At 38.9% G+C, this 17,474-nt stretch carries 12 protein-coding genes; 1 reads left to right on the top strand and 11 read right to left on the bottom strand.

What is annotated here, in order from left to right:
- The 11 genes from V9G42_01080 to V9G42_01130 form a co-directional block, all read right to left on the bottom strand.
- Positions 1-286 (bottom strand): hypothetical protein (locus V9G42_01080; GenBank protein MEI2758004.1); only part of this gene is annotated, 286 nt, incomplete at its 3' end.
- Positions 287-383: 97 nt separating this feature from the next.
- A complete protein-coding gene (locus tag V9G42_01085; protein ID MEI2758005.1) occupies positions 384-2,300 on the bottom strand; it encodes a hypothetical protein in 1,917 nt (638 codons plus the stop codon).
- Between the two features lie 26 nt (positions 2,301-2,326).
- Complete coding sequence (locus V9G42_01090) at positions 2,327-3,157, bottom strand: T9SS type A sorting domain-containing protein (protein MEI2758006.1); 831 nt, start codon at positions 3,155-3,157, stop codon at positions 2,327-2,329.
- Positions 3,105-3,575, bottom strand: coding sequence for a hypothetical protein (locus V9G42_01095; GenBank protein ID MEI2758007.1), 471 nt, complete (start codon positions 3,573-3,575; stop codon positions 3,105-3,107). Before V9G42_01095 ends, V9G42_01090 begins: the two co-directional genes overlap by 53 nt.
- Positions 3,576-3,895: 320 nt before the next feature.
- Positions 3,896-5,893, bottom strand: coding sequence for a T9SS type A sorting domain-containing protein (locus tag V9G42_01100; GenBank protein MEI2758008.1), 1,998 nt, complete (start codon positions 5,891-5,893; stop codon positions 3,896-3,898).
- A gap of 97 nt (positions 5,894-5,990) precedes the next feature.
- On the bottom strand, positions 5,991-7,877 hold the full coding sequence (locus tag V9G42_01105; protein ID MEI2758009.1) for a hypothetical protein: 1,887 nt from the start codon (positions 7,875-7,877) through the stop codon (positions 5,991-5,993).
- A 26-nt stretch (positions 7,878-7,903) separates the two neighbouring features.
- The gene (locus V9G42_01110; protein ID MEI2758010.1) at positions 7,904-9,376 is read right to left on the bottom strand and encodes a T9SS type A sorting domain-containing protein; all 1,473 of its coding nucleotides are present in this window, start codon (positions 9,374-9,376) and stop codon (positions 7,904-7,906) included.
- 107 nt (positions 9,377-9,483) lie between these two features.
- Positions 9,484-11,355 (bottom strand): hypothetical protein, encoded by a 1,872-nt coding sequence (locus V9G42_01115; GenBank protein ID MEI2758011.1) that lies wholly within the window; start codon positions 11,353-11,355, stop codon positions 9,484-9,486.
- Positions 11,356-11,394: 39 nt separating this feature from the next.
- Positions 11,395-12,813, bottom strand: coding sequence for a T9SS type A sorting domain-containing protein (locus V9G42_01120; GenBank protein MEI2758012.1), 1,419 nt, complete (start codon positions 12,811-12,813; stop codon positions 11,395-11,397).
- Between the two features lie 158 nt (positions 12,814-12,971).
- Positions 12,972-13,370: a hypothetical protein gene (locus tag V9G42_01125; protein MEI2758013.1), complete on the bottom strand. Its 399-nt coding sequence runs from the start codon at positions 13,368-13,370 to the stop codon at positions 12,972-12,974.
- Between the two features lie 335 nt (positions 13,371-13,705).
- Positions 13,706-14,344 carry a response regulator gene (locus tag V9G42_01130; protein ID MEI2758014.1) on the bottom strand — a complete coding sequence of 213 codons (639 nt, stop codon included), beginning with the start codon at positions 14,342-14,344 and terminating at the stop codon, positions 13,706-13,708.
- 204 nt (positions 14,345-14,548) lie between these two features.
- Between V9G42_01130 and V9G42_01135 the strand changes: the two genes are divergently transcribed.
- Positions 14,549-17,395 (top strand): S8 family serine peptidase, encoded by a 2,847-nt coding sequence (locus V9G42_01135; protein ID MEI2758015.1) that lies wholly within the window; start codon positions 14,549-14,551, stop codon positions 17,393-17,395.
- Positions 17,396-17,474: the final 79 nt, after the last annotated feature.

The raw sequence follows: 17,474 nt of genomic DNA on the forward strand, positions 1-17,474 counted from the left end.
TGAAGCCTGTACCATACATGTTTTGTATGCCTAACTGTACTGTGGCTCCAGTCATTTGATTTCCACCTACATTAAATGTGTTTAACAACAGATTGAAATTATTGACGTAGCTGGTATATATCCCCGTTTGATTATTGGTGAATGTGCTGTTTGCCACAGTAAAGGAAATTGGTACTCCGGTACTTCGTGCATCAATGGCTCTATATAAGTTATTAAACGATGAACCACTGTTGACAGTGAAATTACTATTCATGGATTTGATTCCTATGCTTTTTTTGTTAAACATTACTGATGAATTATAATTGTTGAATTGACAACCCAAAAAACTCATGCCTGTGCAACCATCTATATATACATGCTGCGGTGTATTTGAAAAAATATAGTTATTCGTTAATAAAATTTACTCCGGAAAAATAACTCCTGTTGCCATAATTCTTGCCATTATATAAATTTACATAAGGCAAAAACTCCACATCCATGATGCAGTTTTTAAATGTAGCTCCGGTAGTGGCTACAACAATTCCGCCTCTGTGTAAATTAACGGCAGGGTTATAAAACTTTTGCGCACGAACACCACATATTGCATATTCTATTATTGAATTATTTTTAATGGTGAGCTTACCCACTGCAAGCGGCATTATATTCTGACTTTGATTGCTCTGGCTGCCCCATACTTCTACACCCTGCCAGGTATAGGCAACATTACATGGGTCTCCCATATAGTTTGAAGTTAACAGCGTACCATCTGTAAGTGTTAGCGTACTGCCGGGCTCTACAATAACCTTTGCTTCCGGACTAAATTTAAACGTCATACCGGAAATAGTGAGGTTGGAGTTTTGCCTTATACGTAATTCTCCTGTTACATGTATTGGCACACTTACTCCCAATGGATTGTTTGATGTACCATAACTCCATGTAGCGGTTTGGTTGGTGCTTGCATTGGCAGGATAATTCAATGTATGCGTGGTTACTACTTGTGGTGCAACAGATGGTGTTATCGAACTATAATCCTGCCCGTCTATCTGATCGGGTAGGGTGTAAAGCGTACTATTCGGGTTTACACCTCCTAGTGTATAGTCTGCTTTTGGCGGATTGGGGAATGCAAATGGCTCATTCCCTGTTAACATTACAGGTAATACAATGCTAGGGGCGAATGCTCCAATATTCTTGCCGAAACTTCCACCCATTAAAGAAGATGCATACATGTAACCGTTTTTGGCTAATTCTATTTGTGAAAATCCGAAGGACAGTACTGTATTAGGGTTATTTGATCCTGTCACAGAGATAGGTGTTTGATTGGTGTTAAAAGGAATGGCAACATCCACAGAATAAATACCGTCAGTGCCTGCTCCTACAAAAAGTTTTGTGGTGCTACCATCTTGATAAAACTCTACTCCGCGAAAACCTGATGTGCTTAGATTATAATTAGCTCCGGGAATATTAAACTCCTGATAAACGTTGGCTCCATAAGTGGTTACATCTGCATCTCCGTTGCCATCTAATGCCAAATAGTGATAGCGCTGTTGGGTGGGGAAACCGCCTCCATAATTTCCCTTTGCATAGCTTGCCCAGGCCAACCATTTTCCATCGGCAGACAGTTCCAACTCGCGAGAAAAAATTCGTGCCCCATCATTATCCAGCGGTGTGGTTGGATATATTTGTGATGTATTAACTGGAACCGTCACCGTGCCGTCATTGTTTACTATTACTTTATGGATCTGCCCACTGCCCGATGGCCCTAAAGTTAGCGTACCCGAGCCTGCCATAAAATAAAGATAACGCTCCTGATCTACTCCGTGCGGAAGACCTAAGGCAATGGCTCCAAACTCCGTATTTTCACCACCATTAAATTGAACCTCCACCAAGGCATCTGCCAATGTCTCTACCGACAAACTATTCATATCCACTACTGCCCGATACAAACCCGTAATACTATTGCCTCCTCCCCAGGTGCTGAAAATATTATACTTCCGCTGGCAATTGGTAATGGTATCGTTGGTGCCAAAAGGAACAATAATCACCTCTGCCCCTCCTGTAATTATTGTACCCAGCAGGGTGTTGTTGTAGTCATACACTTTGTTGTCGGCTATATAAAAAACAAGGTTGTTGCCACTGTCGTAAACCCCGTTGGCCACCTGAATGGCTGTGGCCGGGCTACCTGCAATGGGTGTAACCACTACGTTGTTGATTTGCACATCCACTTTATTGGGTGCAATAAACCAGTTTTTCATTTGTGCCTGAAGGGGTGCTGTGATGCTTAGCATCAGCAATGTGGTAATGAGGTTGGATAGCTTTTTCATTTGTTGGTTTTTTAAAAGATAAGATGTTATTTGTGAATTATTACTTTTTCTGATACTGTTCTTGCACCATAATAAAGTGTGGCTATGTATATGCCGTTGGACAGATGGTGCAGGTCAACACTTTCCTTTTTATAGCTGCTCAATGTGCCGGTATAAACACATTGGTTCATGATATTATAAATGCGCAATTCAGCCCTTTTCTTTGGAATGCCTTTGAACTGAAAGGTAAAATTGCCGGATGAAGGGTTTGGATAAACACTAAAACAAACAGGATTATTTCTTTCAGGATGATTAAGCCCGGTAAGCACATTACCTGTACTATCAGTTTTTATTATGTATGCTTTAGCACCGGTGCTTCCAAAAGTTTGTCCTGAAATAATATAACCGCCATCTTTTGTTTGTCTGACAAATGTACCTAAAGCACCCGGTGGCGAACCAAATTGCTTTGTCCATTCAAGATCTCCATTAGAATTAGCTTTAAAAAGATGCAAATATCCATGAAGTGGAACACCGTTAAAAATTGTGCCCACACCAACAAATCCATTGTCTTTAGTTTGTTGAAGTGAATAGATTTCTATTGCGTCTAAACTATAATGCTGTTTTGTCCAAAGCGTATCTCCAAGTGAATCAATCTTTATTAGATAAGTATTGTTTTTATAAAATGTGGTATCGTAAGTAATAGCTGCAATAATAAAATTACTATCAGAAGTTTGCTGAATTGACATTGCAACATCACTTGTTGATTTATCATAGGTTCTTGTCCACAATGTATCACCATAAGCATTGGTGCGGATTACATAGATTTCATCCTCCGGATGAAGGAAGTCCAATGCCACCGGCCATAATAAAACCACCATCAAAGGTTTTATCAATAGCCCTAGCATCGCTGCTTAAAGTAGCAGAATAATTATATACTTTATTAGCTATTAGCAGTCCGTTGCTTAAAGCACCAATAAAATAAGCGCTCCCATTAGTAGCGGAAGTTGCTGTGAAAAATCCCGTTAGACCATAAATGGCGCTATATAGCATAGCCAGACTATTTCCAAAGTAAACATTTGTTGCACCTATTCCGGCAGAAAAAACTTTTGCCCAGAGCGAATCGCCATTTACATCAAGCCGCAAAAGCCAGCTTTTAGAATATAGGCCACCATCATATAAAGCATTTACAATGTAACCACTGTCTGGTAATTGTTCTATGTAAGTTCCGCCTTCAGCACCGGGTCCGTTAAAAGTTTTTACCCACTCAATGGTTCCAATGGAATCTAATTTAGTCACTAATACCTCACCACCATTAATAGAATTAGTGCCTGTAAAAACATATCCCTTATCAAAGGTTTCCTGAATACTATAGAACTCCGTAACAGCCTAACGTATCAATAATTTTTTCAAAAGTGTTTTGGGCTTGCACTTTTATGGTGTTCAACAAAATAATAAATAGAATGAGGACTGCTCGTATGTTTTTTAGTTGTTTTTTACTCATATTTGGTTGATTGAATAATGTTATTCCATTGTAACTACACTTTTTTATTTCTTTACAGTTTTATCCTCATAGGAGAATGACTTCTGTTTCACTCTCCTATGAGGATGCTATCTTTTTATTTTCTCACCGTCAACTTCCCTCTTGCCAAAGTTTTACTACCTGCTTTTATACTAAAATAATACATACCGCTTTTAACAACAACTGTCTGCCATTCTATTACACCTTCTTTTTCTGTTATCCTCACCTTCATTATTTCTCGTCCTGTCATATCTCTTATCTCAAACTCTGGTTTATCTTTTAAGCTGTTGATGCTATATTGAAATGTTGCCTTGTCAGTTGCTGGATTCGGTAAAACCATCACCCTGCATGCCACTACATCTTGCACCTCCTGAAAATGCGCTGCAGGAATATTTGTATTTCGCATTTGTCTGTTGTTTCCTGTACCTGTGGTATCATAATTATCCTGTGTACATATATCATAATAAAAACATAGTGCGTTTTCAGCTATGCTTCCGGCTATATTTGCGTTGTTATTTGCAAATAAAATCAACTCATTGATCTGACTGCTATCGAGCATGGAAAGGTTTTTTCCAGAATCTAAAAGATTCTTTCTGTATTCATAAATGTAGTTGTAACTCGTTAAGGTTTGCTGTTCTGCTTCTGTCAATCGGTAGCATAGTGGTATGGATAGTAAAACATCTTCTGCCAATGCATAGCTGCCCTCTTCAAAGTAATGTTCTGCCATCTCATATTTTGCCTCCAGAGTTTGAATCCGATTTAACCAATAATTTATTTGTTGTGAAATATTGGTGGTGTCGCCCGGATTCGATTCTTCAATAGTTTGGTTGTTCTTATAATTTAAATCTGATAATATCTTGTTTGACACCAATGCCATTTTTTCATTGTAGTCGCCTAGTGTGTTTTCCATTACTGTGCGCGAGGTGCCTACATCCCACGTTGTCTCAATGGCGGCTATCATATATGCTGGCAAGGGTGATGGTATATCATATTGCAAATAGTCTAAAAAATCTTCACTTCTTGTTGCATCAGAATTGGCCATACATACTACCAATAGCATGGCAGGTGGCAGTATGCCTGTGCCTGCAACATCACGCAAAACCTCTTGCGATACATAAGGCGACAATAACAACAACTCGTCTCGTAATGTTGTTGCCTCGGTGGACCAGGTTTGTTGTATCTGTGTCAGCAGGTTGTTTGTACTGCCACCATCCATAAGCGTATTATATGTATAGAGTAAATTCAAATAGGCTGTCTCGGCAGAATCATATTCCATATACAACTGTGATAGCTCCACCTCATCTAACGGCCTCAATGCACAAGGTGGATCGCACAGATTGGAGGGGCATGTTTCACTTCCGCTTATTGGAATTGTTGTTACCTTATACGTACTTACAGGGGTCTGCTGCATATTGCCGGTTTTGCAATAATAACTTAGCTGTGCTGGTGAAAAATTGTAAATGTCATTCCCTTGATTTACCTCACCTGCAGAAAAAGTGTTTCGCGCAGGACTTTGCAAGCTGCCCTGATTCAACCTGATGCCATCCCACGTTGTCTCGCCTGAGGTATATATATAAAAATCGTAATTTACGTTTTGAGTATTCTCATTACATAAGTATTGAAGTCCCTGGAAGTTTGGATTTGTACTGCTGCGGTTGATGCCCCATGCATAGTTTCCAAAGTTAACTTCGTTGAAAGTGTTTTTATATATCTGATTACTCGATGTGCCGGTTTGGTAGCTGGCTATACCAAATTTTGAAGGATTGTATGCTGGGTTGTATGACTTGTTGAAATGATTCTCCTCAATAGTGAAGCCTGTACCATACATGTTTTGTATGCCTAACTGTACTGTGGCTCCAGTCATTTGATTTCCACCTACATTAAATGTGTTTAACAACAGATTGAAATTATTGACGTAGCTGGTATATATCCCCGTTTGATTATTGGTGAATGTGCTGTTTGCCACAGTAAAGGAAATTGGTACTCCGGTACTTCGTGCATCAATGGCTCTATATAAGTTATTAAACGATGAACCACTGTTAACTATAAAATTACTATTCATGGATTTGATTCCTATGCTTTTTTTGTTAAACATTACTGATGAATTATAATTGTTGAATTGACAACCCAAAAAACTCATGCCTGTGCAACCATCTATATATACATGCTGCGGTGTATTTGAAAAAATATAGTTATTCGTTAATAAAATTTACTCCGGAAAAATAACTCCTGTTGCCATAATTCTTGCCATTATATAAATTTACATAAGGCAAAAACTCCACATCCATGATGCAGTTTTTAAATGTAGCTCCGGTAGTGGCTACAACAATTCCGCCTCTGTGTAAATTAACGGCAGGGTTATAAAACTTTTGCGCACGAACACCACATATTGCATATTCTATTATTGAATTATTTTTAATGGTGAGCTTACCCACTGCAAGCGGCATTATATTCTGACTTTGATTGCTCTGGCTGCCCCATACTTCTACACCCTGCCAGGTATAGGCAACATTACATGGGTCTCCCATATAGTTTGAAGTTAACAGCGTACCATCTGTAAGTGTTAGCGTACTGCCGGGCTCTACAATAACCTTTGCTTCCGGACTAAATTTAAACGTCATACCGGAAATAGTGAGGTTGGAGTTTTGCCTTATACGTAATTCTCCTGTTACATGTATTGGCACACTTACTCCCAATGGATTGTTTGATGTACCATAACTCCATGTAGCGGTTTGGTTGGTGCTTGCATTGGCAGGATAATTCAATGTATGCGTGGTTACTACTTGTGGTGCAACAGATGGTGTTATCGAACTATAATCCTGCCCGTCTATCTGATCGGGTAGGGTGTAAAGCGTACTATTCGGGTTTACACCTCCTAGTGTATAGTCTGCTTTTGGCGGATTGGGGAATGCAAATGATGGTTGTCCTGTTGATATAGAAGGACTGCCCGCGGTAGGGTTAAAAGCACCAATTATATTTAAGCTACCTGAACTTGCATACAAATTTCCATTGTAGGCCAACTCTATTTGTGAAAAACCATAAGCTGGTGAATTATTCACAAATGTTGGTGTCTGGTTGGCATTATAAGGAATAGCTACATCCACAGAAAAAACACCATCAGTACCTGCTCCTACAAAAAGTTTTGTGGTGCTACCATCTTGATAAAACTCTACTCCGCGAAAACCTGATGTGCTTAGATTATAATTAGCTCCGGGAATATTAAACTCCTGATAAACGTTGGCTCCATAAGTGGTTACATCTGCATCTCCGTTGCCATCTAATGCCAAATAGTGATAGCGCTGTTGGGTGGGGAAACCGCCTCCATAATTTCCCTTTGCATAGCTTGCCCAGGCCAACCATTTTCCATCGGCAGACAGTTCCAACTCGCGCGAAAAAATTCGTGCCCCATCATTATCCAGCGGTGTGGTTGGATATATTTGTGATGTATTAACTGGAACCGTCACCGTGCCGTCATTGTTTACTATTACTTTATGGATCTGCCCACTGCCCGATGGCCCTAAAGTTAGCGTACCCGAGCCTGCCATAAAATAAAGATAACGCTCCTGATCTACTCCGTGCGGAAGACCTAAGGCAATGGCTCCAAACTCCGTATTTACAACACCGCTAAATTGAACCTCCACCAAGGCATCTGCCAATGTCTCTACCGACAAACTATTCATATCCACTACTGCCCGATACAAACCCGTAATACTATTGCCTCCTCCCCAGGTGCTGAAAATATTATACTTCCGCTGGCAATTGGTAATGGTATCGTTGGTGCCAAAAGGAACAATAATCACCTCTGCCCCTCCTGTAATTATTGTACCCAGCAGGGTGTTGTTGTAGTCATACACTTTGTTGTCGGCTATATAAAAAACAAGGTTGTTGCCACTGTCGTAAACCCCGTTGGCCACCTGAATGGCTGTGGCCGGGCTACCTGCAATGGGTGTAACCACTACGTTGTTGATTTGCACATCCACTTTATTGGGTGCAATAAACCAGTTTTTCATTTGTGCCTGAAGGGGTGCTGTGATGCTTAGCATCAGCAATGTGGTAATGAGGTTGGATAGCTTTTTCATTTGTTGGTTTTTTAAAAGATAAGATGTTATTTGTGAATTATTACTTTTTCTGATACTGTTCTTGCACCATAATAAAGTGTGGCTATGTATATGCCGTTGGACAGATGGTGCAGGTCAACACTTTCCTTTTTATAGCTGCTCAATGTGCCGGTATAAACACATTGGTTCATGATATTATAAATTTTTAGTTCAGCATTTTTTCTCGGAATTCCTTTGAACAGAATGGTAAAATTGCCGGATGAAGGGTTTGGATAAACACTGAAATCGAAAGGATTGTTTACTTCGGCAATGCCTGTGCCATTGCCTACCATGCCCAGGCTGTCTGTCTTGATGATGTAACTTCCTGTGGATGTTGCCCCACAAATAATAAATCCTCCATCTTTGGTTTGCCGAACAAAATAGCCGTAATTATCAATGTTTGGGTTATACGTTCTTGTCCACAGTGTGTCGCCTGTGGCATTTGTCTTTATTAAATATAAACTTCTGCCATTAGAATTGTCCGTATTGCCTGTCATTATATACCCACCATCGGTGGTTTGGTCTATGGAGTAAACAACCTGATGAAGAGGATAAAAATACTTTTTTGTCCAAAGGGTATCACCTGCAGCATCTGTTTTGATTAAATAAATATTATTCTTATACACAGTAGTATCATAGGTAATTGCCGCAATAATAAAATTACTGTCAGTAGTTTGTTTCACATCCATGGCAGCATCGCTTGTTGATTTATCATAGGTTCTTGTCCATAAGGTATCGCCATAGGCATTGGTGCGAATTACATAAATATCACCATACTGGGATGATGTGGCACCTGCACCTGCCATAATAAATCCGTTATCATAGGTTTTATCTATGGCTCTAGCATCGCTGCTTAATGTAGAAGAATAATTATATGTTTTATTTGCCGCCACCAATCCGTTGCTCAGTACGGCAATAAAAAAGACTCTGGGAACAATTGGCATCGTATCTTGTTCAAAGTAACCCGTTAGTCCATATATAGCATTATTAACCGAAGCCATGCTGTTAACCATTGAGGGTATGGTTGCTCCAGTACCACCACTTAAAACTTTTGTCCAAAGCGTATCACCATTTGCGTCAAGTCTTAGAAGCCAGCTTCTTGCAAAAGGTACGCCTATATCATAAACTGCATTTACCATATAACCACTATCCGGAGTTTGCTCAATATAATTAGCCCCTTCCATACTGGGCCCACTGTAAATCTTTGCCCATTCAATGGTGCCGGCAGAATCAAGTTTTACTATACAAACATCGTTGCCATTATAGATGCTGCCTCCGCAAAAAACATATCCCCCATCAAAGGTTTCCTGAATGCTATATGCCCCGGCACTCCCCAACGTATCAATAATTTTTTCAAAAGTGTTTTGGGCTTTAGCTTTCAGGCTGCTCAGCAACACTATTATTAATATAATCTTTATCTGTTTCTGCATAGCGTCTTTATGGTGTTTGGTTTTTTTGGTGATATATACATTAATAGGCATCCTGCCTTTTATCTTCTATAGGTATCACAAATGTAATCAGTAAATGGTGTTCATAAAAATATCTTTTGGCTCATTTTATTTGAGCCTTTCGGCTCACATTGCTCAAACTACATTATGAAAAATTTCCCTTTCATCCTCCTGTTGCCATAATTCTTGCCATTATATAAATTAATGTATGGCAAAAACTCCACATCCATAATGCAGTTTTTAAATGTAGCTCCGGTAGTGGCAACAATAATTCCGCCTCTGTGTAAATTAACGGCAGGGTTATAAAACTTTTGTGCTCGGGCACCACATATTGCATATTCTATTGTTGAATTATTTTTAATGGTGAGCTTACCCACTGCAAGCGGCAGTATATTCTGACTTTGATTACTCTGGCTGCCCCATACTTCTACGCCCTGCCAGGTATAGGCTACATTACATGGGTCGCCCATAAAGTTTGAGGTTAACAACGTACCATCTGTAAGTGTTAGCGTGCTGCCGGGCTCTACAATAACCTTTGCTTCCGGACTAAATTTAAACGTCATGCCGGAAATAATGAGGTTGGAATTTTGCCGTATGCGCAATTCTCCTGTTACGTGTATTGGTACACTTACTCCCAATGGATTGCTTATGCCATAGCTCCACGTAGTGCTTTGGTTGGTGATTGCATTGTCAGGATAATTCAATGTATGCGTGGTTACTACCTGTGCTGAAACAGATGGTGTGATTGCACTATAATCCTGTCCATCTATCTGATCGGGTAGGGTGTAAAAGGAAGTACCCCATGTACCGCCAGGAACATTGGATAAAGTAAAAGAAAAGTTATTTCCCAATATTTGAGGAATAGAATTTTGTGGATCAAAAGAACCCATATTATACATGTTACCGCTGGGATTGCAGGCAGCATACATTCTTCCATTATAGGCAAGCTCAATTTGTGACTTACCGTAAGTTGATAAGTTTGTGCCTGATGAGCCGCTTATCTGAGTAAAATCAGAGGCTGGAGGAGGCGTGGGATAGCTTGACCAGTTTGACCATGGCAGATTAATATAAAAAATACCATCTATACCTGCACCTACAAAAAGTTTTGTAGTGTTACCTGATTGGTAAAATTCTATCCCTCTGAAATCGCTTACAGTGTTATTGCCCGTGTAATTGGGAATATTAAATCTTTTATAAGAATTATTTAAATAATCACCGCTTGCATCTAGTTCCAAAATATGATATCGAAATTGTGTACCCGATTGGTGATTTACCATAGCATAGCTACCCCATGCCAGCCATTTTCCATCTGGCGACAAATCCAATTCCTGTGCAAACACTTCTGCACCGGTATTATTGTTAGGATTTGCAACCGTGGGATAAATACGACCGTTAAGGGTTACAGAACCATCATTCTTGATGGTTACTTTTTTTATTCCTCCTGCTGTTGAATTTGTTGTACCCGGGCCTGCTAAAAAATAAAGATATCGTTTGCTTGAGGTTACTCTACCCACAGCAATAGCTCCAAACTCAGTTCCTGTATTGCCATAATAGTTTATTGTATCAACAAGTGTTGAGGTAACAGATAAACTGTTCAAATCTACCTCCGCACGCCACAAACTTGTTGCGCTTGTAAAACCTCCAGATGTTGTAAAAACGTTAAACTTCCGATGGCAATTGTTAATGGTATCGTTATCTCCAAATGGAACTATTATTATTTCTGTTCCACCATTATTAAGAGAGCCTATAAGTGTATTGTTGTAATCATATACGCCTCCATCTGACACGTAAAATAAAAGATTGCCCGCTTTGTCATACATGCCATTAGCAACCTGTACAACAGTAGCAGCAGAAACTCCACCAAAAGTAGGCGAGATTGTAGATGGAATCGGTGGGGACAAGGACATGTCCATCTTTTTTGGCGAAATGTACCAGTGGTTCAATTGACTTTGCGAGTAACTTGATGTATAAACTACAATAAGTGTGATAACAAACAAAAATTGCTTTTTCATTTTATTTCGTTTTTTATAGTTAGACTGATAATTGTTGATTTACTTTTGAATGACTATTTTTTTTGAAAAATATTGATGGCTTCCTATGATGGTTCTGAGTGAGTAAATACCGGAAGCCAATTCGGATAAATTAATCTGTTTAGGTTTATTATTTATTATGTTTCCGGCATAAACTAGTTGCGATGTGGTATTATAAATATACAGGGATGCCGTTTTCGTTGCCATACCGTTAACATGTACCTGAAAAATTCCGGTTGAAGGATTGGGATAAATATTAAACTTAAATGGGTTATTTACTTCGGCAACACCCGTTCCGGAATTAATATTTCCTAAACTGTCGGTTTTTATTATGTAAGCACCTCCAACACCATTAATAAAGCCATCACCACTAATGATGTATCCGCCATCCTTGGTTTGTTTGACAAAATAACCATGGTCACCTGCTATGCTACCAAATTCTTTTGTCCATATTGTATCTCCATTCTGATTAGCTTTTAAAATATAAACTTGAGGATCAGGGTTATTTATGGTACCCACAACAACATACCCTCCATCATTTGTTTGAAGAATTGAACGTCCTTCGCAGGTAAGTGAACCGCCATAAAGCTTTGTCCAAAGGGTGTCTCCATTAGAATCAGTTTTGATTAAACTCAAATTATATTGAAATGTCGATAAATTCTGAACGATACCCGTTATTATAAAACCGCTGTCATTAGTTTGGAAAATATCAAATGCTGCTTCATGCCATGAAAGGTCATAAGCTTTTGTCCACAAGGTATCACCATAAGTATTGGTTCGGATTACATAAATATCAGATTGCGAAAAAGGTTTCCCAATAACACCTGCCATTACGAAACCACCGTCAAATGTTTTTTCTATTGAACGAGAATCAGTGCCATAAATTGAAGGACTATAAATTTTATTTGACAATTGAAACCCATTTCCAGCTGTTGCAATAAAAAAAGCACTGATAAATGTAGGAGGCATTGGCTTATAGTAACCCGTTAGTCCATATATTGCACTATTAACTGAAGTCATACTATTTTGCACCGATGGATCTGTAGCACCTGTGCCAGCAGAAAATGTTTTTGTCCAAAGCGAATCGCCATTTACATCAAGCCGCAAAAGCCAGCTTTTTGAATACAATCCCCCATCATATATAGCATTTACGATATAGCCACTGTCGGGCAATTGTTCTATATAATCCGCAGACTCAATTCCTGGTCCGCTATATCTTTTTACCCATTCAATAGTTCCAATAGAATCAAGTTTAACAATAATGGCATCATTGCCGTTCAAAGAGCATACACCACAATAAATGTAACCCCCGTCAAAAGTTTGCATAATACAATTTGCTCCACCACTACCCAATGTATCAACTACTTTTTCGAAGGTGTTTTGGGCTTTAGCAGCGTTAGAAAATAAAAAAACAAATATTACAACTATTACTGTTTTCATTGGTTATGGCTTATTTAAAATTGCAGTGTAAAGATAAAAAATCAATCTGTCATTATAGAGGATAACCATTTATAAAAATTTCAAAAAGCATCATGACTACTTGTAGCATAACAAACCAAATGAAAACACAATTTAGATTTTTATGTACAGAATAGAGCTTATGATGTCTCGATCATATCTTTATCTATAATTGCCAATAGTGGGCATATATCACAGGCCCTGCGTCCTTCCTGATGAAACCACCTGCATCTTTCGCGAATACTGCATTGTGGTAAAGTGGTGTCCTTACTCAATGACAGGTTTTCTATATCCTTAAGCACTTTTCGCAGACATCCGCACGATTCTCCCTGCCAGTGCTTGCATCCGCTTTCTAAGCAAACATTACTAAAACGGAACCGCCTTTCGGGATTGCTGATTGCAGTCATCACATCAAACAGGTCTTCATCCACAACGATGTTTTCTTTTAAAAAATCAAATGTATCATTATCAATTTTTACACCTATAAGCTTTGCTCCGGTTTCGCATTTGGTGATGGGGCACATTTTCAACTCTTTCATGTCTTTAATTTTTGCGGTTTTGTAATAATTACTTTTTTCACTGTTAAAATTTATCTGATTCCGGTATTCGTTAATACCGGAAATCAGAATTTTTCAAAAGGGTTAGCCTCAGGGCGATTTCCAAATCCGAGTTGAGGATATGACTTCAAAGTAATATACAATTAATTGAACAACCTAATGGTCTTGTATCAACTGCAGATGTGATTGTACAAAAGATAGTTGCTATTAAAAAGGCTTCAATTTCAATAAAAAATCTTCTTTTCTGCCTCGGGCAATCTCTATGGTATTTCCGTTTGACATGATTACTTCTCCACCATTATTGTGGCTTACAGACTTTACGTGTGACAAGTTAACCATATATGACTTATGTACTCGAAAAAATCAAAATCAGTGAGTGCTTTTTCATAAACGCCTAATTGTTTAGTGACCAAACGCTCTGTATTGTCTGTAAGAAAAAAGCGGGAATAATTGCCTTCGCCTCTGATATGTATTACCTGCTTTAACTTGAGTACATCAAACCCTGAAAATTTGGGAAGGGCAATGTGCATTTCGTCCTTTTGACTTACGTTGTGATTGTGAAGTAATACCTGCAACAGTTCAGCAGATTTTTTACGCTCGGCCTCTACCTCAAACTTTTTTATGGCCCGTTGAAGGAATTCGGGCGTAACAGGCTTTACAAGATAGTCAACCGCTGCTACTTCAAATGCACGTACGGCATACTTATCGAAACCGGTGATAAAAACAACACTGAAGTCAATTTTTTCAAATCTCTTCAAAAGGTCAAAACCTGAGTAAGGCGGCATGTCAATATCACTAAAAACCAAATCGGGTTTTGTGTTTCGGATAAGTGTTTCTGCCTCCGGTACAGAGTTCGCTGTGCCCAGAATTCTTATCTGCGGGAAGTAACTTTCTATGCAGTCTCTTATAAGCTTAATCTGGTTGACTTCATCATCAACAATCACCAGCTTTATCATGGCTTAAAAGTAGTGGAAATCTGACAAAAAACTCCGGTTACAAAATAATTTTTGCAACCGGAGTACCTAACCTAAGCCTATGAAACAATACAACTGATAAACGGTACAGCGCCAATATTGTTTTTACCTCTCACTTATTAACTGAAGGTGAACGACATATTCATTTTATATACATTCGCAACTCCAAAAAGTCACACAAATAATATGCTTAAAAATTGCATCATTGCATCCTTTTTATGGATAGCACCATGGATTACATCAGCCACGAACAACAACACCGGTCATTTTACACTTCCGGCAGGTATTACATCAGAAGATTATCAACAAGGAAAGGTCGTCTTTAAAGTTAAAGATACCTACCGCTCGCTCTGTACAGCTACAGGCATCAACATACAACCACTGAATGTGGTTTTAAACAATTTAAGCTGTACAACTGTTGCAAAAATGTTTCCCGGAAAAGAAAAACCAGCTACTGAAAGAAATGCCATGCATCAACAGTATGCCGATTTGAGTTTAATCTATGTGGCGCAGATTAGTCCAACGGCCTCCATAGAGAAAGCAATTAACGCCATGCTTGCCACAGGTGTTTTAGTCTATGCTGAACCGTCTTACCTCTATAAAACAAACTTTACACCCAATGACGGACAGATTGGCTCGCAGTGGTTTCTTACAAAAATTCAGGCTTTTAGTGCCTGGGACACACAACAAGGCGACACCGCTGTTGTTATCGGGATTGTTGATTCAGGCACCGACTGGGATCACCCCGATCTGCAGAACAATATTAAATACAATTATGCCGACCCTATCAATGGTGTGGATGATGACAATGACGGATACATAGATAATTACCGTGGATGGGATATGAGTATGAACGACAATAACCCAATGGTAGACATGAGCGATCATGGCTCACATGTATCGGGATGTGCTGCTGCTACAACTAATAATGGCACCGGTGTTGCTTCACCTGGATTTAATTGTAAATTTTTACCGGTTAAGTGCGCCAATGCCACTTCCGTTACCACAATTGACAGAGGTTATGAAGGTATTGTTTACGCTGCCGATCATGGATGTCAGATCATCAACTGCTCATGGGGAGGCAGTGCAGGTGGCAGCGTTGGACAAGATGCCATTACCTATGCAACGGTAAATAAAGGAGCCTTGGTTGTTTGTTCTGCAGGAAACACCTACACCGATATTGCGCAATATCCAGCTGCATACAATTATGCATTTAGTGTTGCTGCAACAAACTCAAGTGATGAAAAATCATCTTTCTCTACCTATAATTACTCCGTAGATATCTCTGCTCCCGGGTCAAACATTTTCTCAACTTTATATAACAATAGCTATGCATCGTTGGATGGAACTTCAATGTCTGCACCCATTACATCAGGCTGTGCTGCTATTGTAAAATCGCAATTCCCGTCATATAACAACATGCAGGTGGCAGAACAATTACGTATGACTGCCGATAATATTTATGGCGTTTCGGGCAACAGTGGTTACATTGACAAATTAGGCACCGGACGTGTGAATCTTTATAATGCAGTTACACAAAGTCCAAAAGGGGTTAGAATGGATAATATCAGTCTATCAGATAATAATGATCTTGCTTTTGTTGCCGGAGATACATTACGAATTTCAGGTGATGTGCTTAATCTTCTTGCACCACTTTCAAATCTTACTGTAACACTTTCAACAGTTTCAAGCAGTGTTACTATTTTAAATAATACTATTAACCCCGGTGCTATGGCAACACTTGATTTGGTTAATACTGCCACTACTCCATTTTTAGTTAAGATAAAACCTTCTGCTCCGGTAAATTCAAGTGTTGTATTTAAGCTTTCTTTTACCGATGGTAACCTCATCGTTAACCAATATTTTACTGTTGTTGTAAATGTGGATTACATAAATGTTAACATCAATGAAGTGGCAACAACCATTACCAGTAAAGGACGTTTGTTTTATTATGGTATAAATCAGGTTTCAGGATTGGGTTTTGATTTTAATGGTGATAATTTAGTTTATGATGGTGGATTGATGATTGGCAACAACAATCTTGTTTCCGACAACTGTCGTGATGGTGCAAATTTTGATGATGACTTTCAAAAACAAATTGCTATTAAAGCTATTATTCCTTCTGTAAAATCAGAATTTGACCTGACAACAAATTTTAACGACAACAATGTTGCCACTGCAAACAGATTAAAAGTTTTAGTCAGACATAACACTTATGCATGGAGTTCACCCGGAAATTCACGTTTTATCATTGTTGAATATCATATTAAAAATACAGGCACCAATGCATTGAGTACACTTTATGCCGGCATTTGTGCCGATTGGGATATTCAAACCTATGCTAATAACAAGTCTGATGTTGATGCAGGAATTAAAATGGGATATACATGGTGTACAGATAATGGCGGGCTTTATGCAGGTATCAAACTCCTGTCAGCGACACCGTTTAACTCTTATGCCATAGACAATGTAACCGGTGGTGCAGGTGGTGTTGATGCTACAAGCGATTTTACAAGTGCCGAAAAATATACTACCTTAAGCACAAGCCGTGCGCAGGCAGGAAACACACTTCCTGCAGGAAATGACGTGATTCAGGTTGTAAGCTCAGGACCCTTTAACCTTGCCGGAGGCGATTCAATAACCGTTGCCTTTGCATTGATTGCCGGTGACAGCCTTGCCGACATTCAGCAAAGTGCTGCCAATGCACAGATAAAATATGACGGCATTTTAACTTCTGTTCAGGAAAATATTGCTCAAGGATTGGAAACACAATTGCTGAATCCATACCCAAATCCTAACAGTGGAAACGAATTAAACATACCTTTCTATATTGCAAATAATGAAATGAAATCTGTAAATATGAGTTTGACAGATATGACCGGAAGAACCGTTGTTGAACTTCAAAATATGCAAGTAGTTTCAGGAATGAATATTCAGACTATTAACCTGACAGGGCTAAGTAATGGTATCTATCTGATTAAAATGGTATGTGGTGATAAAATTCACACCGGAAAAATCTCAATACAACATTAACTTTTAAATCAAAAAAATAATACTTCAAACCACACAGACAATAACATTTCTGTGTGGTTTGATTTTTCTATCTTAGCCA

Source organism: Bacteroidia bacterium (assembly GCA_037045145.1).
Taxonomy (GTDB): Bacteria; Bacteroidota; Bacteroidia; order AKYH767-A; family OLB10; genus OLB10.